Annotated in this window: 24 protein-coding genes and 2 pseudogenes; 21 read left to right on the top strand and 5 right to left on the bottom strand. The window is 37.9% G+C overall.

All coding sequences use genetic code 11. The features are described from left to right. Positions 1-84 precede the first annotated feature (84 nt). Positions 85-924, bottom strand: a complete 840-nt coding sequence (locus tag FCJ93_RS03855) for an HAD family hydrolase (protein ID WP_137742978.1) — start codon at positions 922-924, stop codon at positions 85-87. Between the two features lie 229 nt (positions 925-1,153). Between FCJ93_RS03855 and FCJ93_RS03850 the strand changes: the two genes are divergently transcribed. From FCJ93_RS03850 to FCJ93_RS25605, 8 genes are all read left to right on the top strand, one after another. Further along, complete coding sequence (locus tag FCJ93_RS03850; RefSeq protein WP_137742977.1) at positions 1,154-1,897, top strand: threonine/serine exporter family protein; 744 nt, start codon at positions 1,154-1,156, stop codon at positions 1,895-1,897. A gap of 10 nt (positions 1,898-1,907) precedes the next feature. Further along, the gene (locus tag FCJ93_RS03845) at positions 1,908-2,366 is read left to right on the top strand and encodes a threonine/serine exporter family protein (RefSeq protein WP_137742976.1); all 459 of its coding nucleotides are present in this window, start codon (positions 1,908-1,910) and stop codon (positions 2,364-2,366) included. Between the two features lie 126 nt (positions 2,367-2,492). Further along, a complete protein-coding gene (locus FCJ93_RS03840; protein ID WP_137742975.1) occupies positions 2,493-2,741 on the top strand; it encodes a hypothetical protein in 249 nt (82 codons plus the stop codon). Further along, positions 2,738-3,868, top strand: a complete 1,131-nt coding sequence (locus tag FCJ93_RS03835) for a GerAB/ArcD/ProY family transporter (RefSeq protein ID WP_137742974.1) — start codon at positions 2,738-2,740, stop codon at positions 3,866-3,868. Before FCJ93_RS03840 ends, FCJ93_RS03835 begins: the two co-directional genes overlap by 4 nt. Then, positions 3,855-5,441 carry a spore germination protein gene (locus FCJ93_RS03830; protein WP_137742973.1) on the top strand — a complete coding sequence of 529 codons (1,587 nt, stop codon included), beginning with the start codon at positions 3,855-3,857 and terminating at the stop codon, positions 5,439-5,441. Before FCJ93_RS03835 ends, FCJ93_RS03830 begins: the two co-directional genes overlap by 14 nt. Next, the gene (locus FCJ93_RS03825) at positions 5,438-6,664 is read left to right on the top strand and encodes a Ger(x)C family spore germination protein (protein WP_137742972.1); all 1,227 of its coding nucleotides are present in this window, start codon (positions 5,438-5,440) and stop codon (positions 6,662-6,664) included. The genes FCJ93_RS03830 and FCJ93_RS03825 overlap by 4 nt, the downstream gene beginning before the upstream one ends. Positions 6,665-6,739: 75 nt before the next feature. Next, positions 6,740-7,882: a DEAD/DEAH box helicase gene (locus tag FCJ93_RS03820; RefSeq protein ID WP_095308759.1), complete on the top strand. Its 1,143-nt coding sequence runs from the start codon at positions 6,740-6,742 to the stop codon at positions 7,880-7,882. 83 nt (positions 7,883-7,965) lie between these two features. Further along, positions 7,966-8,094: a hypothetical protein gene (locus FCJ93_RS25605; RefSeq protein ID WP_268951555.1), complete on the top strand. Its 129-nt coding sequence runs from the start codon at positions 7,966-7,968 to the stop codon at positions 8,092-8,094. A 169-nt stretch (positions 8,095-8,263) separates the two neighbouring features. On the opposite strand, the gene FCJ93_RS03815 is transcribed toward FCJ93_RS25605, so the two are convergent. Next, positions 8,264-9,796: an FAD-dependent oxidoreductase gene (locus FCJ93_RS03815; RefSeq protein ID WP_137742971.1), complete on the bottom strand. Its 1,533-nt coding sequence runs from the start codon at positions 9,794-9,796 to the stop codon at positions 8,264-8,266. A gap of 124 nt (positions 9,797-9,920) precedes the next feature. Then, a complete protein-coding gene (locus FCJ93_RS24755) occupies positions 9,921-10,061 on the bottom strand; it encodes a hypothetical protein (protein ID WP_170211200.1) in 141 nt (46 codons plus the stop codon). A 122-nt stretch (positions 10,062-10,183) separates the two neighbouring features. Between FCJ93_RS24755 and rraA the strand changes: the two genes are divergently transcribed. From rraA to FCJ93_RS03760, 11 genes are all read left to right on the top strand, one after another. Then, entirely contained in the window at positions 10,184-10,660 is a 477-nt protein-coding gene (gene rraA, locus FCJ93_RS03810; protein WP_095308755.1) for a ribonuclease E activity regulator RraA, read from the top strand. A gap of 71 nt (positions 10,661-10,731) precedes the next feature. After that, complete coding sequence (gene safA, locus FCJ93_RS03805; RefSeq protein WP_095308753.1) at positions 10,732-11,346, top strand: SafA/ExsA family spore coat assembly protein; 615 nt, start codon at positions 10,732-10,734, stop codon at positions 11,344-11,346. Between the two features lie 298 nt (positions 11,347-11,644). Beyond that, positions 11,645-11,989, top strand: a complete 345-nt coding sequence (locus FCJ93_RS03800) for a lmo0954 family membrane protein (protein ID WP_095308751.1) — start codon at positions 11,645-11,647, stop codon at positions 11,987-11,989. A gap of 78 nt (positions 11,990-12,067) precedes the next feature. After that, positions 12,068-12,715: a PspA/IM30 family protein gene (locus FCJ93_RS03795; protein ID WP_137742970.1), complete on the top strand. Its 648-nt coding sequence runs from the start codon at positions 12,068-12,070 to the stop codon at positions 12,713-12,715. Between the two features lie 308 nt (positions 12,716-13,023). After that, a complete protein-coding gene (liaF, locus tag FCJ93_RS03790) occupies positions 13,024-13,749 on the top strand; it encodes a cell wall-active antibiotics response protein LiaF (protein WP_137742969.1) in 726 nt (241 codons plus the stop codon). After that, positions 13,746-14,780, top strand: coding sequence for a sensor histidine kinase (locus FCJ93_RS03785; protein WP_095308745.1), 1,035 nt, complete (start codon positions 13,746-13,748; stop codon positions 14,778-14,780). The genes liaF and FCJ93_RS03785 overlap by 4 nt, the downstream gene beginning before the upstream one ends. Then, positions 14,773-15,405, top strand: a complete 633-nt coding sequence (locus tag FCJ93_RS03780) for a response regulator transcription factor (RefSeq protein WP_095308743.1) — start codon at positions 14,773-14,775, stop codon at positions 15,403-15,405. The genes FCJ93_RS03785 and FCJ93_RS03780 overlap by 8 nt, the downstream gene beginning before the upstream one ends. Positions 15,406-15,732: 327 nt before the next feature. Continuing rightward, complete coding sequence (locus FCJ93_RS03775; RefSeq protein WP_137742968.1) at positions 15,733-17,061, top strand: polysaccharide biosynthesis protein; 1,329 nt, start codon at positions 15,733-15,735, stop codon at positions 17,059-17,061. Between the two features lie 371 nt (positions 17,062-17,432). Beyond that, positions 17,433-17,948, top strand: a complete 516-nt coding sequence (locus tag FCJ93_RS03770) for a DoxX family membrane protein (RefSeq protein ID WP_095314520.1) — start codon at positions 17,433-17,435, stop codon at positions 17,946-17,948. Between the two features lie 180 nt (positions 17,949-18,128). Continuing rightward, entirely contained in the window at positions 18,129-18,659 is a 531-nt protein-coding gene (locus FCJ93_RS03765) for an RNA polymerase sigma factor (protein WP_235879405.1), read from the top strand. 241 nt (positions 18,660-18,900) lie between these two features. Beyond that, positions 18,901-19,887 (top strand): DMT family transporter, encoded by a 987-nt coding sequence (locus FCJ93_RS03760; RefSeq protein WP_095314522.1) that lies wholly within the window; start codon positions 18,901-18,903, stop codon positions 19,885-19,887. A gap of 410 nt (positions 19,888-20,297) precedes the next feature. On the opposite strand, the gene mscL is transcribed toward FCJ93_RS03760, so the two are convergent. Continuing rightward, positions 20,298-20,669 carry a large conductance mechanosensitive channel protein MscL gene (gene mscL / locus FCJ93_RS03755; protein WP_095314523.1) on the bottom strand — a complete coding sequence of 124 codons (372 nt, stop codon included), beginning with the start codon at positions 20,667-20,669 and terminating at the stop codon, positions 20,298-20,300. 153 nt (positions 20,670-20,822) lie between these two features. On the opposite strand from mscL, the pseudogene FCJ93_RS25355 reads away from it, so the two are divergent. Together FCJ93_RS25355 and FCJ93_RS25350 are read left to right on the top strand one after the other, a co-directional pair. Next, positions 20,823-21,039, top strand: a pseudogene (locus tag FCJ93_RS25355) (YhdT family protein); the annotation flags it as partial. Next, positions 21,034-21,289 (top strand): annotated as a pseudogene (locus tag FCJ93_RS25350) (sodium:solute symporter family transporter); the annotation flags it as partial. The pseudogenes FCJ93_RS25355 and FCJ93_RS25350, both read left to right, overlap by 6 nt. A 43-nt stretch (positions 21,290-21,332) precedes the next feature. Here the strand turns inward: FCJ93_RS25350 and FCJ93_RS03745 are convergent. Then, positions 21,333-21,605 (bottom strand): acylphosphatase, encoded by a 273-nt coding sequence (locus FCJ93_RS03745; protein WP_095314525.1) that lies wholly within the window; start codon positions 21,603-21,605, stop codon positions 21,333-21,335. Positions 21,606-21,697: the final 92 nt, after the last annotated feature.

Here is a 21,697-nt window from a genome sequence, read left to right as displayed (position 1 = left end):
CTTAGTAAAGAGGTTTTAAAAGCTATATCTACAAAAAGCAAGTGAAGCCTACATTTTTCACTTGCTTTTTGTAGATTATTTCAATCAGCTTCCGATTTTTCTTAGAATGGGAATGGCTTCTCGCATATTCGCGCAGACAAAGTCAGCAGAACTCGGATCACCGACACCATGCGGATCAATGAATATCGTTCCGCATCCGAGGGTACGAACCGGGCGAATCTCGTTGATCCAATTGTCGCCAATACTAACGATTTCATCGAATTCAACAGAAAATTGATTTTTTATCTTTTCAAAGCGTTCAATTGTCAGCGTTGGTTTTTCACCATTAAATATTTTCATATCAAATACCTGATCGAGTCCGATTTTTGTCAGGATCGCTTCGCTATCCGGTTGAGGGCTGTTCGTTAAAAGAACGAGTTTGACACTTTTATGAATGTCGGAAAGAACGTCTTTGAATCCGGCAATCGGCTTCATCTTAAACTCAGGTCCCATCATATATGTTCTCGTTTCAAGGAACGCGGCATAGCACTCTTTACTGCTTAAACCATAGTGTCCTGCAATAGCGGTGGAAATCCACCAAGGGTCTCCGATGCTTAGCATTGCTTCAGAATTGATTTCAATCGGTTCTCGGTAGAGATTCTTCATTTCTCTTGATGAAAGCTTCTGTCCTTGCCAATCGTAAGCATCTTGAACGATATTATCGATTTGAACGAGAATTAAATCGTTGCTAGCATCGTAGACTCTGCCTATTTTAATGGGGTGTTCATTATGTTTTACCGCAGCAACATCTTTTTCAAAAAGATGTTGTTTGTCTATAGGGAGCCTTTCCTTTAGTCTTTTTGTCTGGTAGTCAAAATGATGTGTATCTTCGTACACGGTTCCGTCTAAATCAAAGACCAGTACTTTTACTTTTGAAACATCCATTATTTTTCACCTCTTTACTAGTGTAAAGAAGTCAGGTAAAGAAAAACAAGTAGAATTCGTGGTTTTAATCATGCTTTTACATGAAAATTACAATTTAGCGAAAAAAACAGCTTTAAATTGTATTAAGGTTATTTAAATATTATGATAGGACATAGTGTTTTTGGTTTTTCTTATTTCAAAAAGACTTAACAATCTAGTTAGTTCAACAATCGTAGCAAGGAGAAAAGCAATGAAGACAGATGTAATGGAAGTATGTTTACTTGCTGGGAAAATCATGCTTCAGAGTGGTGCTGAGACCTATCGTGTTGAGGATACGATGATGAGAATCGCTTCATCTTTTGGGGCGAAGGAATCCCATAGCTATGTAACACCGACAGGAATTATGTTTTCAATTGAATGTGAACAACCAACGAAAACGAAGCTTATTCGTATTACAGATCGGACAACGGATTTACATAAAATTACGTTAGTAAATAGTGTTTCCCGTCAAATTAGCAATAAGGAGCTGACCCTTCAGGAAGCATATCAGTCCTTGAAAAATATTGAAAGCTCTACCCCTTCCTATCCAATTATCATTCAAGTTCTAGCTGCCGCAATTGCCAGTGGATGCTTTTTAATTATGTTTAAAGGGACATGGGATGATTTCTTTCCAGCCTTTGTAGCTGGAGGAACAGGCTTAATAACTTTTATTTATGCTCAAAGAATTGTCCCCATTAAGTTTTTCTCAGAGTTTGTTGCCTCTCTCATTATCGCGATCCTCTCTTGGATTTTTGTTTATACAGGATGGGGCTATGAGCTTGATAAAATTATAATTGGTTCGGTTATGCCCCTTGTTCCAGGGCTTGTCTTAACGAATGCAGTCCGGGATCTGATGGCGGGGCATTTAGTGTCGGGACTGTCTAAGGGAGCAGAGGCCCTATTAACGGCTTTCGCAATCGGTTCTGGCGTAGCCGTTGTCTTAACCTTTATATAGGGGTGTTGAAATGGTTGTAGAACAATTAATCACAAGTTTTATCGCATCTGCCGCATTCGGAATTATTTTTAATACGAAGAAGGCATCTTTAATAAAATGTGGAATTGTTGGGATGGCAGGTTGGTTTGTTTATTTTACAATGACTAGCAATGGGATTGATCCCGTTCCAGCATCGCTAGCTGGTTCCTTTGTTGTTGCGTTGATTAGTCAATTTTTTGCAAGGAGGTATAAAACGCCAATTATTATCTTTAATGTTGCGGGCATTATTCCGCTAGTTCCAGGTGGGCTCGCCTATGATGCAATGCGTAATTTTGTTGAAAGCAATTATACAATAGGTTTGGGCTTGGCGGCAAAAGCAGGGTTGATTTCTGGTGCCATTGCATTAGGACTTGTCTTTTCAGAAGTCATTAATCAATTAATTCGTAAAGCAAAGCTGCCTCCCAAGGTATATTCTAAATCAAGGTTGTAAAGAACTTAGCCTACTCGGGTAGGTTCTTTTTTTTGTCATTAAGTGATGACTACAAATTTTTTCACATAAATGGCCGGGTTTTGAGAAAAATATGGAATGGAAAGCAATTAATAGAAGAACATAATGATGAATAATAGGATGATTAAATTGGTGACTTTCGTGTATTTAGTGATGTATATCGGAATGCTGGTTCTTATCTCTCTTATTGACATGTTCATATGGAAACAGTCTTTTTTTCAAGTGATTCTGAGACTGTTCACCTTAGACGAGGGAACGAATGAGTGGTTGATAGGCGGTACTGTATTTATAGGATTCATTTGCAGTATCGTGATTGATTATCGTTTAAGAAAAAATAAAGGGCAGAAGCAGCTATGAAGCAGCAAAAACTTATGGAAAAACTATCCTTATGGCAGTTGGCAGTATTGTTATTTACCTTTGAAATCGGGAGTGTTGCCGTAGTTGGAGTAGGAAATGATTTGAGGCAGGATGCGTGGATCGCCGTAGCGATTTCAACGTTGCTAGGAGCGGGTATTGTTTCGTTCTACATTATGCTATTAAAGCGTGCTCCTGGAAAGAATTTGTTCGAATTGATGACTATTTCTTTTGGAAAATGGCTTGGCAAAGGAATTGGACTTTTATATGTGTTTTATTTTTTTTACATTGCAGAGCGGGTATTAAGGGACTTTTGTGAGCTGATTACTACTGTTATCTTTGAAAATACTCCGATAGAGATTATCTCGATTACAATGATGGGTGTTATTGCTTACATGATTTATTTAGGTCTTGAAGTTTTTGGAAGGACAGGTGAGATTTTTATTCCATACGTGTTTACATTTACGATATTAATTGGATTTGCCACTTTTTTCTCAGGTGAAATGGATTTTAAAAATTTACTGCCTGTAATGGCGGAGGGGTCTGGTCCGATTATTCAACACATCTTTCCAAGGCTGTTAACTTTTCCATTTGGAGAATTAATTACCTTTATGGTGATTATTCCTTATGTTACACAATTTAATAAGGCCGGGAAGGTAAGTGTAATTACGGTTTTAGTAAGTGGGATGATCATTATTTATGGTACAGTTATCGAGATCGTAACATTAGGAACAGAGCAGTTGGAAAGAACGGTCTTTCCTTTATTATCTGCGGCACGATACATATCCTTATTAGAATTTATTGAAAGAGTGGATTTAGTTGTCGTTTTTATTGTGATGTTTGGAATTATTACAAAAGTGAGTGTGTTTTTTTTTGCAGGATTAAAGGGATTGGAACATATTACAAATATTTCCTATCGCTATATGGTGTTGCCAATGGCCACGATTATTTCCTACGGTACCATTTTAATTAGCGATAACTTTGCCGAGCATATCGAAGAAGGAATTCGATTTATTCCGCACTATATGCATGTGCCATTTCAATTCATTTTACCAGCGCTATTCGCTCCACTGCTTTTCTGGAGAACGAAAAAACAAAAAAGGGGATCGGACACAAATGGGTCTAAGTGATTTCCTATTTAAACGAAGAAAAAACAAAAAAGGAGATAGCACTCCAGAAGAGGAGATTTTTCAAAACGAAAATATCTCAAAAGAGTATTTTAAAAGCTTAGATAAAAACAAAAGATCTCTTCACGAATTATTTAAGCAAACATTTGATTTTTCGTGTGATGACATCAGATTAGGGGAATCAGAAGCTTGTGTTTGTTATTTAGGGACGATGTTAAACATTCATTCTCTTACGGACAAAGTTTTAAATGTACCACGGGAAACATCCGTATCGAAAAATCCAAAAAATATTGAGGAAATTCGCGATCGCTATTTTCCAACAATGGCATTTGAATATGCAGATACCTTTCATAAAGTGGTTTGGCATATTTTGAACGGATTTGCAGTGATTATGGTCGATGGTCAAGAAAAAGCTCTTTCGTTGGAAATCGGAGATACTGAAAAGCGTGCGATCACTGAGCCAAGCACCCAAACGATTATTCGTGGTCCGAAAGAAGCATTTACAGAGGATATTAATACAAATATTAGTTTGATTCGAAAACGAATCAAAAATCCGTATTTAATCTTTGAGGATTTTTATATTGGAGGGGATACTAAGACAACCGTTGCTATTGGTTATGTATCAACGATTACAAATGAGGATATTTTGAATGAGGTCCGGGAGCGAATTGAAAAAATTGAAATTGGGGCCGTACTAGATTCGGGAAATATTGAAGAGATGATTGTTGATAAATCTTTTACCCCCTTCCCATTAGTTTTCAATACAGAAAGGCCTGACAGTATTTGCAGTCATTTGCTTGAGGGTAAAGTAGCGTTAATTGTTGATGGGAGTCCATTTGTTTTAGCAGTCCCAAGCGTATTTACTGATTTTTTTCAGTCGTCTGAGGATTATTATCAACCTTTTCTAATGCCAAGCTTTATCCGTATTATCCGCTATATGTCATTTATGATTGCTTTAGTACTGCCATCCCTGTACGTGGCATTGTCGACCTTTCACCAGGAACTAATGCCAACTCAGCTTTTGATTAGTATTCAAGCACAAAGAGAAGGGGTTCCCTTTCCAGCTGTGATCGAAATATTTATGATGGAGCTTACGTTTGAGATTATGAGGGAGGCAGGGGTAAGGATGCCAAGAGCTGTTGGACAAACGGTTTCGATTGTTGGAGCTTTAGTGATTGGACAGGCAGCAGTAGAAGCAGGATTGGTTTCAAGTGTATTAGTGATCATTGTTGCTTTCACAGCGATCGCTAGCTTTGTATCGCCGATTTATAGTTTTTCCATTGCCACAAGGTTACTTCGTTTTGTGCTTATCCTTTTTGCAGCAGTGTTTGGTCTTTATGGTGTGTTATTATTTCTCATTATCATGGTCATACATCTTGTCAGTTTGCGCTCCTTTGGTGTTCCCTATTTAGCGTCTGTGGCACCGTTTAAACTAACAGATCAAGACGATGTTTTTTTAAGATTGCCTGCTTGGGCCAATAAAAGAAGACCATCCTATCTTTTTCCAAAGTCACCAGTTAAGGAGAAGAAAAAACAAAAGCCAAGCCCTCCGCATGTACAAGGAGGAAAGAAATGAAAAAGCGAATTTTTATTCTAATATGTATTTCTTCTTTTTTATTAACAGGTTGTTGGGATAGCACAGAACTGAATGATGTCTCAATTGTGACAGGTATAGCAATTGATCCAGGTAAGGAAAAGAGATACCGGCTCACAGTTGGGTATGTAAATGCCTCGATATTGTCCCCACAAATCCCATTTGAGGGAGCTCCAGTTTCTGTTATGACACTGGAAGGTAATTCGCTTCCGGAAATATCGGCGCGAATGAATATCGGCGTAAGTAGGAAGCTTGTTTTTTCCCATACAAGAGCTCTCTATATTAATGAGGAGGTCGCTAAAAATGATGGTGTGGGGAGTTTCTTAGACTCTCTAGAGAGAAATCCGCAGTTTCGAAATGACTTTAATATTTTGATTACGAAAGGGGATTCAGCCGAAAAGTTTCCAACGATCAATGACCCAGTTGAAAGGGTACCATCACTAAAGGTTCAAAAGCAGATTAAATCGATTTTAAAGAATTGGGGTGGAGACCCCCGCGTGCGTTTAACGGATTTTATTGATGCGATTGTTTCGCAGGGGCGTTCACCTATAGCCAGTTCAGTGACTATCGAAGGGAATCCTGAGAAGGGAAAAAATGTAGAGAGTAATATGGAGACAAAAGCACCGGCAAGAATTTTGCTGGCTGGAATTGCTGTATTTGAAAAGGATAAATTGGCCGGCTATCTTTCATTAGAGGATACGAGAAACTATTTATGGACACAAAAGCTAGAATCAACAATGGTCACCATTCCGTGTGGGAAGCATGGTGAAGAACTGAAAGAAAAATTATATTTTGATCTGGCTATTATGAATAATAAGTCTACCATTAAAACTTTTTATAAAGGTGATCAGCCTCACTTAAAGGTCGATATTTATTCTGAGGCAAGATTAACCAGTATGCAATGCAATGAAGACCTTTCAAAAAAAGAAACGTATCTTGATTTGGAGCAGAAGAGCAGTAAGTATGTGAAGGATATGATTGTAGCTACGATAAAAAAAGTGCAGGACGAATTTGGCCTTGATATTTTTGGGTTTGGAGAGGCTTTACACCGTCAGAATTATCAAAAGGCTAAAGAGGTCGAGGAAAAGTGGGACGAGGAATTTGCAAGAGCTGATGTCGACGTGAATGTCCATGTAGCCATCCGCAGAAGTGGAATCCGAAATAAAAGCTTCTTATCAGAGGTTCCTGCGAATAAAGAGGACTAAAGGAATGCAGCTAGCTTTTTCGGATAATTTTCTGTATCTTTAGTATGGAAGTAGTTATTGTAAAAGGAGAAAATAATGGGTGAGTTAATACAGGAAAGACTGAAAGCTTTTATTCAGGACGTTTGGAAAACAGAACAATTTGCACGACCAACTCAAGTTCAAGAGAGTGCGATTCCGCTCATATTAGAGGGGAAAGATGTCATAGCAGAATCTCCAACAGGAACAGGAAAAACCCTTGCCTACTTATTGCCGGTTTTAAATCAAATTGACCCAGAAAAAAAGGCAATTCAAGCAGTTGTTCTAGCATCTTCGCAAGAGCTTGTAATGCAAATCCTGCAGGAGATTCAAAAATGGAGCCACGGAAGCAATATTCGTACCGCTTCTTTTATTGGCGGAGCAAATGTCAAAAGACAATTGGAAAAATTAAAGAAGCATCCTCATATTATTGCCGGAACGCCTGGGCGCTTATATGAATTGATCAAACAAAAGAAAATAAAAATGCATGAGGTAAAAACAATTGTTTTAGATGAAGGCGATCAACTTTTAACATATGAGCATTTGCCAACCGTCCAAAATATTATCCGTTCCGCATTGGCTGAGCGTCAGGTTCTGCTGTTTTCCGCCACTTTATCAGCATATGTGGAAAAAGAAGCGAAGGAATTAATGAGGGATCCTGCAGTTGTTCGCATTGAAAAAGATGAGACCATTGCCGCTGGTATGGTGGAACATATATATTTTAGTGCTGAGAAGCGCGAAAAGCTCAAATTGTTAGAAAAAGTCACGCGTTTACCGGATGTCAAAGCGCTTGTATTCATAAAGGATATTGGAAATTTAACGGTGGCAAGTGAGAAACTCGCTTTTGCCGGCATTGAAACGGTCAGTCTCCACAGTGATTTAAACAAAGATAAGAGAAAAAATGCATTAAAAGATTTTCGAAACGGGAAAGTAAATATGCTGCTCGCTACTGATGTGGCAGCAAGGGGTTTAGACATTAAGGGAGTAACGCATGTAGTTCATTTGGATTTCCCTAAGGATTTAGAACAATATGTTCATCGTTCTGGACGTACAGGACGATTTGGCGCAGATGGTACAGTCATCTCTCTTGTAACCGCTCGTGAAGAAAGAGAGCTTAAGAAATACGGACGGGAGCTTGGAATAGAAGTTGTGCGAAAAGTATTTTTTAAAGGAGAAATAGTCAGTCCGGAAGATAGAAGGTAAATTTTACTTGCTGACGATCGCATGATGTTAGGTATGACTACCAATACTACTTAGTGAAAAACATGATGAAGGAGTTGAGACAGGTGGGTCGCACCAAAATGGGCAATGGCAATGCTGAGCGCAATAAAAATAAACGACAGCAAAAGGTGAGCTCAGAGCTAGTGGAATTTACTCCGAAAGATGAGCGGAGCCAGAAGAGAATCGTCGATTAAGTGAGTAGCAATAATGAAAGCGAATAGAAATTAGACCCTCTAAAGGTAATTTTAGCTATGGGAATAAAAAATGCCCTCATGAAGCATTTGTCATGAGGGCATTTTTAACAGAAAAGCACTAAACAATCCTCCAAAATCAGACTTCCCGAAAAGACATCCAAATATAGGCTCAGTCCCAATCAATTTTCATCAAAGGCTTTGCAGCGGGACCGTCCAGCACCTCACCATCGATGGAAAATCTTGAGCCGTGGCATGGACAATCCCAAGTTCGTTCGCCGTGATTCCATTCAACCTCACAACCAAGGTGGGTACAAGTGGTATCAACGATATGCAGTTTTCCCTCGCGATCTTTGTAGGCACCGCAGCGTTTGCCGTCAACCATCACAGGAGAGCCTTCATCATTCGTCAATTCATCCGGCCCTTTTGGGATAAACTCGAGTTTACCTTTAACAAAATGCTTTGCTACATCGGCATTCACACTTATGAATTTTTTTACATCAGGATCCGCATGAAATCTCTGTGGTGTAAAAAGCTCCTCATACGGGTTGGCTTTATTTAGAATAAGGTCCTTCAGAAGAAGAGCGGCTGCTGTTCCGTTCGTCATGCCCCATTTTCGATACCCTGTTGCAATAAGCACTCTTGGTTGATTTTCTGTGATTGGTCCGACAAAAGGCATTTTATCTAGCGTATACATATCCTGAGCAGACCAACGATATTTATATTCTTTAATTCCAAGAGCCTGCTCTGCAAATTCTTCTAAGTTTAAATAATGCTGCAGCGTATCTATTCCTTGCCCAGTTTTATGGCCCTCCCCGCTCACTAATACGAGCTTTTCTCCATTTAAAGGGGTAGAACGGAGGGAGCGGGTTGGAGAATCGGCACTGATATACATCCCACCAGGAAACGATTTTTTTGTTTTTAATCCTAGAATATATGCTCTTTCTACATACATTCGCGCAAAATAGAGTCCTTTTTTATCACAAAAAGGAAAATGGGAGGCAGCAACAATGTGTTGGCAATTTATCTTTTTGCCGTTGCGAAGCATAATTTGCGGCTTTGCTCCGTCGTCAATATCGAGCGCAGTTGTATTTTCAAAAATGGTTCCTCCAGCCTCAATAAACAGTCTTACAAGCTTATGTAAGTATTTAAGAGGATGAAACTGCCCTTGTTGATGCATTGCTAAGGCGGATTTTATCTCAATTTCAAAGGGAATTTTATTTAGAATGGAACTTTTAATCCCCAGCTTTTCATACGCTTCGTGTTCTTTATTAATTTTATCTTGGCCCTGAGTGGTTGTTGCATAAATAATCGCGTCCTCATCACTATAATCACAATCGATTTCATAAGTTTGAACCATTTTTTGAATGAAATGAAGAGCATCGCTATTGGCCTCGTAGTACATTTTTGCCTTTTCTTGACCAAAGTGTTTGATAAATTCATCATAAATGATGTTATGCTGTGCAGTAATTTTGGCTGTTGTGTGCCCTGTTGTGCCAGTCAATATTCTGCCAGCCTCGATGATCGCAACGCGAAGCCCTTCTTTTGCTAACAAATAGCCTGTTGTAATACCTGTGATTCCACCGCCAACAATGCCGACATCGAAGCTCTGATCCTCTGTTAGCTTGTTAAAGAGTGGAAGCTCAAATTCTCTCCAATACGATTCAGGAAAAGTCGGCATTTGTTTTTTATTTATCTCAGTCATGGTAACCCTCCAAAAAATCATGATGTTCATAATTTTTCCAATTCGATGAAGTTTATGCATGCTGCGGACAACGCAAAAAGAGGACAGCATTACATGAATGCTGCCCTCTTTCAAAATACCGCCACTATTCGTTCATATTAGGGTAACGATCTATTTTTGTACAATCTTCTGTATTAAGCGATATCAACAAAAAGTGAAAAAATACTCCACCGACAATAAAGAAAACAATAAGAAAACCAATTAGGGTTGATGTCCATTCAAGCATCAAATTCCTCCTCATTGAAAATAGCTCTTTTCCTACATATATGCGAAGAATTTGGGAAAAGAAGAGGAATTCACTTTATGTATCAAGAATAAAGTAGGAAATTGAGATAAGGAGGAATGACCATGAAAACAACAGATTTATGTGACCAATTTTTCAGTGAAATTCGAGCTATTGGAGCTGAGTTTCAATCCTTTGGCAGGAAAAAAAGCTTTTCCGGACCAATTAAAACGGTGAAGGTTTTTGAAGATAATGTGCTCGTGAAAGAAGCGCTTGAAACGATCCCGACAGGTTCTGTCCTTGTTGTTGATGGAGGAGGCTCTAAGCGTCGAGCGCTGTTGGGAGATCAGCTTGCTGAAATTGCACAAAATAGAGGTTTGGCAGGGATCATTATTAATGGGTGTGTCCGGGATTCAGAAGAACTCTCTCAAATTAATGTGGGCATCTTGGCATTAGGAACTCATCCATTAAAGAGCAAAAAGGAGGGGAAAGGGGAGAAGAATATTACTTTAAGCTTCCTCTCTCTCGATTGGAATCCAGACGATTATCTTTATGCAGATCAAGATGGGATCGTCATTTCAACGAGAGATTTGACAAAGTAATTCTTGCCAATAACATCCATGTTTTATTTTTCACTCTTTGTTGAATTCTATCAACGAGGAGGAGTGAATGAATGCTAAAAAAAATGGTAATTGCTATTTCACTATTCATAACGTTACTAACTGTTCCTACGATTTCCCACGCTCAGAGAATACATACGGTAAGTCCAGGAGACTCGATGTGGAAAATTTCAGTTTGGTATCAGGTTGGGTTGTCGGAAATCATTTCGGCAAATCCGCAAATTAAAAACCCAGCGTTAATCTACCCAGGCGAAAAAATAACAGTTCCAGATGTCGATGCCACGAAAAGCATTGAAAATCAAGTGATTCAATTGACAAATCAAGAGCGGGCAAAATATGGGCTGAAACCGTTAAAAGCAAATTGGGAATTGTCTCGGATTGCCCGTTACAAGTCAGCCGATATGCGGGACCGAAATTATTTTTCTCATACAAGTCCAACCTACGGTTCACCGTTTGAAATGATAAAAAAATTTGGTCTGTCTTATCGTAGTGCTGGTGAGAACATTGCAGCAGGGCAAACGAGTCCGCAGCAAGTGGTACAAGCGTGGATGAACAGTGAAGGCCATCGGGCGAATATTTTGAACTCCGGTTACACTGAAATTGGTGTAGGCTATGTTAAAGGTGGCTCGCAGCGGTATTACTGGACACAAATGTTTATCTCCAGATAAGAGTCCTCGGTTTAGCGTGGTGTAATATGATGAGATTCTATGCGATTCCGGAAAAACCATCAATAATTCCGGAAAAATGATGTGGAATTCCGGAAAAAATCAGTGTAATTCCGGAAAAAGTAACCATAATTCCAAAAAACCCTGTCAACAACCTGTGTTGACAGGGTTTCTATTTTTTAATTGGACTTAAATTCAATTCAACTAAGCCTCAAGACTGATTTAAAAATAAAGCTCAGGCTCGTTATGAAAGCTCTGAAAACGAGATAAGATGGAAACAAGAAAGGAGGCAACAAACAAAATGAAAAATTTCGGGTTGCTTTTAGCAGGAGGTATTGCGGCGATAGTATTGCTTTCTAATTTGGGTCCACTAATCGGATTGGCTGTGAGTTTAGCGGTTCTATACTTCATCTTTAAACAATTTTTAAAGACAGAGTCTTTCGGATGGAAAGTTGCATTAGGAATACTGGGTGTTTTCGTGTTATTGACAGCAGCATCTAATATTCCGGCGATTATCGCTATTGTTGCCGCGTATGTTCTATATGTTATCTATAGAAAATGGAACGATAAAAAGCCAAGTTATAAAGAAGAGAACGACCCTTTTCAGAACTTTGAAAAGCAATGGTCTGACTTAAATAAGAACTGAGTTATTTTACAAGTGTAGCATGTGAATTCAATTGATGAGTAACGTTAAAGTCCATTTATATGAAAAGGAGAATGTAGGATGACAAATTTATTTACACGCATTAAAAATACAGTAATGGCTGATTTGAATGAAGTACTTGAACAGAAGGAAAAAAAGAATCCAATTGCCATGATAAATCAATATTTGCGTCAGTGTGAACAGGAAACTGAGAAAGTGCGCAAGTTAATTGCTAGACAATATCAATTAAGAGAAGAGTTTGCGAATGAGTATGAGAAGTCCGCTGAGCTGGCACAGAAGCGAAAGCAACAGGCAGAAATTGCAGAAAAAGCGGGCGAGACAGAATTGCAGCAGTTTGCTGCTAAAGAAGCAATCCACCATGAAGAACGTGCTTCTCGTTTGCATCAAGCATTAAATGATGCCGCGGCTGAATTGCAAAAATTAGAAGAAAAGTATGAAGTGATGAAGCATAAGTTAAAGGATATGCATATTCGTCGCATGGAGTTAATGGGCCGTGAAAATGTATCTAGAGCAAATCATAAAATGGATCAGGTGATTAACGAAAATTCTTTGGCTGACAAATCAGCTTCACGGTTTGGAGAAATAGAATCTTATTTAGAACGATTGGAGAAAGACATTAACCACTCTTATCAAGAAAATACGATAGATGCTCGCATTGCAGAGCTCGAAAAAAAGATGAAAAGGGATGAAAAATCAGCAAATTTTTAAGCGAATGCTCTCTCTTATGGCAAAATCCCTTGAAATGATAAATAAGGGAGTGCATACTAAAAAAGTAACGTTCTGCTGATTTGTCACAGAAGGGGCGTAGTATTCTACGCCTTTTTAGAAATAATAAATTTTTTGATTCTGAAGCCCTGCAAAACTTCTAGTTTGAGGCTGTACAATCCATCTTGAGAACTGCGGATCCAGTTATTTTGTCCAGTGATGAAAACTAAGATTCATCCTCGTAGGAACGGTTGATCTTAGTTGTTCCGAAAGCGCCCTGCGCATTTGTTCCTAGAAAGGAGAAGAACATCATGCATTTTAAAATGAAAGACGATTACATTAATAAAGCAGTTCCACTAGGGATAATTCTACTACTTCTTGAGGTATCGTTTTTTAATAGTGGTGTGATTTTTTCTCTTCTAGTTGCTATGGGTATGATTTATGTCGGCAGGAAAAGACTGCCGAGCACGACTGGAAAATTATTCTTTTGGTTTGGCATCTTTTTCTTTGCCATGAGCATTTTAAGCATGATGACCTTTAAATTTTTATTATTAGCAATTGTTATTCATTTTATTATCCAATATTATCAATCAAGGAAAGAGCCTAAAACAATTCAGCCGATTATAAATAAAGAAACGCCTGAAGAGATAGTAATAGAGAAAAAACCGTTATTCGAAAATTCATTGTTTGGCGATCGGAAAACCCCTGACCATGTTTTTGAATGGAATGATATTAATATTCAGTCGGGTATTGGCGATACAAATGTCGATTTAAGCTATACCGTTTTGCCAAAAGGAGAAACGGTTATCTTTATTCGTAACTTTATTGGAAATGTGCAAGTCCTTATTCCATATGATATTGAAGTGAGTGTTCAGCATTCTTCGATTGCAGGAAAAGCAACGGTGTTTCAATATGAGGGCCCGAAGAGGTTTAACCAGTCTGTTCAATATGAGACTGCCGGTTATCAAAAAGCTGAGCAAAAGGTAAAAATATTCACCTCTTTTCTAATAGGAGATTTAGAGGTGAAAAGAGTATGAATATTATACAAAGACAAATTGGCTGGGGGGTTTTAGTAGCCCTGGCTGTGTTTTTTGTCATTACTTTGTCTTTTATTTTTTCTTTTCCCTTTGTCGGTTTTCAGGAGCTTTGGAAACAAAATTTAATGGATATTCCCATTTTACTATTTATCCCGAGCTTAAGTCTTTTAATCGGTATTGTCTTTGGAATTGGATCAGGATTATACTGGAAAAAACAGTTTCAAACTCTCGATGCTGTTCTTCATGAAGTGGAAGAGGGAAGAAACGTAAATATAGATGAAGTAGGTATGTTTGAAGATAAAAAAATAATTTTGCAGCGGATTAAGAAAATTCAAAAGCAAATTTCAGAGCAAGTAATTTTGTCGCAAAAACTGGCTAATGAGAAAGCGGTAGACCAGGAAAATCGCATTCAAGAAATTATATCGCAGGAGCGCAATAGATTAGCAAGAGAATTACATGATTCGGTGAGCCAACAGCTTTTTGCAGCTTCAATGCTAATGTCGGCAATTAATGAAACGAATGAACATGAATCGAAGCAGTTAAAATTGGTTGAAGGGATGATCCATCAATCACAACTTGAAATGAGAGCTCTGCTTCTTCATTTGCGACCAGTGGCACTAAAAGGAAAAACGCTTCAGGAAGGAATTGAGGAGCTCCTCGTTGAGCTTTCACAAAAGGTAACGATGGCAATTGATTGGAAAGTAGAAGACTTTCCTCTTGATAAGGGGGTAGAGGATCACCTTTTCCGGATTTTGCAAGAATCGGTGTCCAATACATTAAGGCATTCAAAAGCAACAGAGGTAGAGGTTCTTCTTATTAAGAGAGATGGATTTGTCATTTTAAGAGTGGTTGATGATGGAGTTGGATTCGATGTGGAAGAATCAAAAGCAGGCTCATATGGGATGCAAAACATGTATGAACGGGCAGTAGAAATTGGTGGAACTCTTAAAATCATAAGTGTTAAAAATAAAGGAACGCGATTAGAGGTTAAAGTACCGATATTGATGGAAAAGGATGAGGTCAATGATTAAAGTATTGTTTGTAGATGACCATGAAATGGTGCGGATCGGTGTATCTTCATACCTTTCAGCACAGCCGGACATAGAAGTTGTTGCTGAAGCGGATAATGGAAAGACCGCTATCGATCTGGCTCTTGAGTTACGTCCAGACATTATTCTCATGGACTTGGTGATGAAAGAAATGGATGGCATCGAGGCAACAAGAAATATCATTGATAAATGGCCTGAAGCAAAAATTATCATTGTAACGAGTTTTCTTGATGATGAAAAAGTCTACCCTGCATTGGAGGCAGGCGCAACTTCCTATATGTTAAAAACCTCGAAAGCGAGTGAGATCGCTAATGCAGTGCGGGCAACCTTCCACGGTCAATCCGTTCTCGAACCAGAAGTGACCGGAAAAATGATGTCGAAGATGCGTCAGAAGCAACAAACAGAGCTCCACGAAGAGTTAACAACAAGAGAATTAGAAATATTGCTGCTGATGGCAGAGGGAAAATCAAATCAGGAAATAGCGGATGAGTTATTCATCGCTTTGAAAACAGTGAAGACACATGTAAGTAATATTTTAAGCAAGCTTCAAGTTCAGGACAGAACCCAAGCTGTTATTTATGCTTTCAAGCATTCTTTGGTAAAGTAAAATATACCACTAATGGAAATTTTCTATAATACGATAAATAGAAATCTTCTTAATAGCAAGAAGCTAATTGATGAGCAGTCAATTAGCTCTTTTTTGTGTTTCAGATCTGTTCGTTATAGGCAGACAGGATATTCCGGCGATGTGGAATCTGTTCGCTTTTCTACTTATCCCTTAAGATGAAAACTTGATAATTTTCATCAAAGTTGGAATTGACGATTAGTGATAGAAATAATCTCTAAACTTGTCTCATATATTTAGAACTATAAATGAAATGGACCCATTTCATCATAACAAGTATTTTATTAATGGTTAGGAGATGCATTCATCATGAGTACGTTTATTAAGGGATCATTACTGCTAATTGTCGCTTCCTTCATAGGTGAGTGTGTAGAATTTGTGATGAATATGGTTCTTGCAAAGGAGTTGGGTGAGAGAGGATTGGGGCTATATATGTCCATACTCCCTACCGTTTTTTTAATCGTTTTGTTGGCAAGCTTTGAACTCCCGATTTCGATCTCAAAATTTATTGCTGAAAAAGATGCGAAGTTTCATCACAGCATGTTGAAGTCGGCTGTTCATCTCACGATAATAACTACCGTTTTTTTTATGATCGTGTTCATTTTGCTTATGCCTTATTTGACGATGTTTCATGACTATCATCCGCTGTTCAAATGGCTCGTTCTCTTATTAATCCCGCTCATATCCTTTTCTGCGATTGCAAGGGGATTTTTTATGGGTAAGCATCAAATGGGCAAAATTGCATTGGCAAACCTATTGAGGAAAATTGTTCAATTAGGATTGCTTGTGTTCTTGTTTCAGCTCTTTCATTTTGATTCACAGACATCAATTTTAATTGCCTTTTTTACGTTTGTTGGAAGCGAGATTGTTATTTTTCTTTATTTGATCCATATGTTTTACATTCAATATCAGCAACTGAAAGGGAGGCCAGCGAGCTTTATTAGCGGGAAAGAAGTCAGGAAAAACCTTATCTCAGTGTCCATTCCGACCACAAGCATACGAGTATTTCATTCTTTGACTCATGCTGTACAACCGTTTCTAATTAAAGCCGCTCTTTTAAATGCTGGAGTTAGTGCGACCGTGGCAACAGAGCAATTTGGCCTGTTGGCAGGCGTTGCTATGACGATTGGCTTTTTTCCCGGTTTTATTGCCCATAGCTTATTAATTGTTTTAATCCCAACTGTTTCAAAGGCTTACGCACAAAGGGATATGAATAGACTGCAGCAGCTTCTTAGACAAGTCATGACCTTTACACTTTTATATGGAGTCCCAGTTGTATTTGTTTTTTATTTCTTTGCTGAACCACTAACAAATTTGTTTCTCCACTCCGCAACGGCCGCAGGATATTTGCAGGTGTTACTGCCCTATTTTCTATTGCATTTTTTCGTAATTCCGTTGCAGGCGTATTTAATTGGTCTCGGGTTAATGAAGGATGCTTTCCTTCACAATATATGGTCGTCCATCATTGCTTTTGGCTTGATTTATCTTCTAGGCTCTATGAGCCAATTTCAGATGGACGGTGTCATTATCGGCATGAATACTGGAACAGTCCTGATTACTCTTATGCACTATATGACGATATGCAAAAAAATCGGGGTGTCCTATTATTCATTAAGAAGGGAAGTAAAGCAAGTGTAAGTTGTTCATACAGAAGATTTAAATTTGGATGAAATGAGTCAATAGTCACAGCAAAAGCATCATTCTCTTTTTCTAATATAACAATAGTCAAAAAATTTTCATTTTAGGTGAAGATAATCACCTTATGTCAAACATCTGACATAAATAAATGAAGAAGATGTTTAGATAGAAATCCTTGTGTATCAAGGGTTTTTATTATTGTGCAACGTTATTGTTATAAAGGGTGAAATCAGCAGTTCAACAGTTTGTCAAAACTTTATTGCAAAAATGTGAAATTTATCACAAATATAATGTTATTCCTAAATGAAAATGATAATCTTTACTTGTAGTTAGAAATAATAATTTAACATATACCAAAGGAGAGATTTATCATGATTGGTAAATTATTAAGAGAGAACAACATTGTTGCCGGCATTTTAACCGTTGTTCGTATTTACCTTGGATGGGCATGGATGACAGCGGGATGGGGAAAAATCACAGGTGGATTTGATGCAAGTGGTTTCTTACAAGGGGCAGTAGCAAATCCTGTAACAGGTCCGGATGGTTCAACAGTCTATAGTGGCTGGGTAACATTTTTAGAAAGCTTTGCGATTCCGAATGCGGGCTTGTTTAGTACTCTTGTTGCTTGGGGCGAATTATTGGTAGGTTTAGGACTTATTCTAGGATGTTTAACAACAGCAGCAGCATTTTTCGGGTTAGTAATGAATTTCTCTTTCATGCTTTCTGGTACAGTATCTCATAATCCAACTGACATCATGATGGGTGTTTTCATTGCTGCAGCAGGCTATAATGCTGGTAAATATGGATTAGACCGCTACGTGTTGCCATACCTTCGCAAATTAGTGAATAAAGGCAAAAATGAAGCAAGCCAATCAATATCAGCATAATTAAAAATGTATTAAAAAACGGGTAGAGAGCATGTTCTTTCTACTCGTTTTTTGTATTTTTCTTTATTGTTTAACCAAGCTTTTTAAAAAGAAAATTTCTTTAAAAATGTAGGGGTATTCCTATCTATTGCGTCTATTATTATTGATAGTTCAAGTGGACGGTTTGAGGAGGAATACTTAGTGGAAGAAAATAAATGGCAAGAGAAATTCGAAGACTGGATTAGAGAAAATGGTCCATCATTAACTATGTTTATATATAAACAAGTACGAAATAAAGAATTAGCGGAGGATTTGTATCAAGAAGTATTAATTTCGGCGTATTTAAATCTAGAACAATTTGAGGAACGAGCTAATTTTAAGAGCTGGATGTATAAGATTGCGATCAATAAATGTCGAGATTTTTGGAGAAAACAAAAGGCAGCCCAAAAATTTTGGGAAGAAAAAGTATATCATTATGACATGGAGTGCTCGATTCCAGAACCTGAAGACTATGTTATAACTAGAACTTCAACAAAAGAAATGATTGATACGATAAACGAGTTGCCTACGATTTACCGAGAACCAATTCTTTTATACTATTTTAAGGATAAATCGTTACTAGAAATAAGTTCAGCGAAAAAACTGCCAATCTCTACGGTGAAAACGAGGATGAGAAGAGCAAGAAATCAATTAAAAGAAAAGACATTATTGATGGAAATAGCAGCAAACTAGCTTGAAGATTGACTGTCTGAATGTGATGAATCATGATAGGATAGGGGTTCTTGATGAGAATGTTGACTGCCTGTACAGAGGCAGTTTTTTGTCGTTTCACAAAAAAGAGTTAGAAATATTTCCACGGAAATGAAAGAAATTTGACGAATGGCAAAAATGAGAATCGTAAATATAGTTAGAATATTAAAAAATAAATTGTTATAATGAAAATACTTTGACTCGAAACAGGGGGTGTGGAAATTTGCGGCCAATTTTGCTTGGTTTATGTGCAGCGCTCTTTTTTGCCACTACGTTTGTCTTGAATAGATCGATGGAAACGTCGGGAGGAAGTTGGATTTGGAGTGCTTCACTGAGATTTATTTTTATGATTCCGTTTTTATTGCTAATTGTTGTGAAGAGGAAGAATTTACGGACACTTATTGAAATTATGAAGGAAAAACCAGGTGCTTGGCTACTATGGAGTTTTATTGGCTTTGGTCTGTTTTATGCACCGCTATGTTTTGCGACAGTATATTCACCAGGATGGCTTGTGGCAGGCACATGGCAATTTACCATTATTGCAGGATCTTTATTAGCGCCATTATTTTACGAAACGGTGAGGACGGCAACTGGAGTGACAAAGATGAGAGGAAAGATTCCTGTTAAAGGATTATTATTCTCTCTTATTATTCTTGCAGGAATAGCTCTTATGCAGATTGAGCATGCTGGTCAGCTTTCTGCTAAAGAAGTTTGGCTAGGAATTATTCCAGTTATTATTGCCTCTTTTGCTTATCCATTAGGAAACCGAAAAATGATGGTAATTGCTGATGGACGCCTCGATGTTTTTCAAAGAGTGCTTGGAATGACATTAGCGAGTATGCCATTATGGCTTTTTTTATCCATATATGGGGTAACAACTGTCGGCTTACCGAGTGCAAATCAAATTTTTCAATCATTAATTGTGGCTTTGTTTTCGGGAGTTATCGCAACCGTTTTATTTTTTAAAGCAACAGATATGGTTAAAGATAATATGCAGCAGCTTGCTTCCGTTGAGGCGACACAATCTATGGAAGTATTATTTGCGCTAGTTGGGGAAGTGCTATTTTTATCGATTGCATTTCCATCTCTTATGTCTTGGATGGGAATTATGTTAGTGGTCATTGGTATGGTTCTTCATAGTTATATAACACATGCTGGCTTAACTGCCATTCCAGCAATTCAACCAAAAAGTGAACAAAATGGGCTCTAAGAAGGTCTTCATGCCATACATATTTGGTATACGTTTCATGTGCAAGACCATAAAAGGGATGGAAACAAACATGCAGCGGTCACGAATTTCCTATTAGAGATTCAAAGGCTCCTTCTCCAATTTGTGCCCACAACGGGCTGTAGTGACAAACCTTAATTTTTCCAATACAATCAATATGTAAAAAAGACTTTTCTGATGGAAAGGTTTTCAATTATAATTAATGTGCTTTAAAACGATCAAAAATTGTAGGGTGAAATTTCGGAATTAATGTAATTTTTCCGGAAATACGTCTGCTTTTTTTGGAAATAAGCAGAAAAATTCCGGAATTAATACAATTTTTCCGGAATTCTTCTTCGTTAAAGTAATACACACGATTTTTTTGTCCTTGCTTAATTAAAGAGAAAGACCGCTTATTTTTCTTTCAATAGATCGCGGATTTCTTTTAGAAGCTCTTCTTTTGTATCTACTTTTGGCGCCTCTTCTTTTACTTCTTCTTTGCGTTTCAAGCGATTAATGACACGGATGACTAAGAAAATGGAGAAAGCAATGATTAAAAAATTGACGATATTTTGGATGAACAGGCCGTATTTAACTTCAGCCTTACCAATCGTCACAGCAAATTCGGTAAAATCTAATCCTCCAATTAAGAGACCAACTAAAGGCATAATTAAATCTTCGACAAGCGAAGTAACAATTTGTCCGAAAGCTGCTCCGATTACAACCCCAACTGCCAAATCTATGACGTTTCCTTTCATCGCAAACTGTTTAAATTCATTCCACATATAAATCCTCCTTATAAACATGTCGATTTTTTTGAATGGGTGTGAGATTTCTTTTACTATAATGTAAAATATAATCGATATACAATTAATAGGGCGAAAGAGCTAACTGGTTATGCAGGCACAAAAGGCTTAAGCCTGCGAAAGGAGAGCCAAGTGAAGAAAAATAAGGAGGGTGCGGAGCCTCGATTTAAAATTGCAAATAGAGAAGCAGTAATAGGCATTATTCTTGTTATTATTAATTTTGGTGGTTTGCTTTTGCTTATGGAATGGGATCTGGGCCTATTGCAAACTATTCCTATGTTATGGGACTGCCCGCTTGTTTTTTTATAGCTGTGTTGGAGGCTTCATCTTAATGCTTCTGCTTGTTACTGCCTTTGGTGGACTAGAAGCAGCGTTTATTTGGCCTGTTGTCCTTGGCCTATATTGGCAAGTAGGGAATACAGTATGGGGCATTGTCATCAATGGTTGTGGGCGTAGCTTCGTATATTTTGATTCATAGCTTTTTGCCAAATGCCTTCGGGATGCACACAATAACGTTTCCAGTATTGCTGTCATTAGCAGCTTTCATTCTAGGAAGCTTGTTGACGAAGAGGATTGCTATACAGGATTCTGCTTTGTAAACAAAAAAGCTCTTTCTACATGAGAATGGCTTAGAAAGAGCTTTCAATATTTTATTTTAAAAGAATGAAAAGGTTCTGTATCTTCCAGTTCGACAAAGCTAATGTCAGTTACTTTAGAAAAAGGGTTTCCTTCACGCAAGCTGTCCATAAATTGTTCAAGATTTTCTCTGTCACCAACTGCAACAATTTCGACCCCGCCTTCTGAAAGGTTTCTGACCCATCCAGTGATCCCAAATTGTGACGCTTTCATTTGCGCAAAATAGCGATACCCAACTCCTTGAACGTTTCCACTTACCGTAATATGCAATCGGACCAAGTGGATTCCCCCCTTTTATGTGCTTACTATATTATCTATTCTACCAATATCCTCCCATAAACTTAACAACAATGCAATATTCAATAAAGGTT

Origin of the sequence: Robertmurraya siralis, from assembly GCF_005502275.1 — a bacterium.
Taxonomy (GTDB): domain Bacteria; phylum Bacillota; class Bacilli; order Bacillales; family Cytobacillaceae; genus Robertmurraya; species Robertmurraya siralis.
The sequence above is the reverse complement of the archived record's forward strand: the minus strand, read 5'-3'. Positions and strand labels throughout refer to the sequence as shown.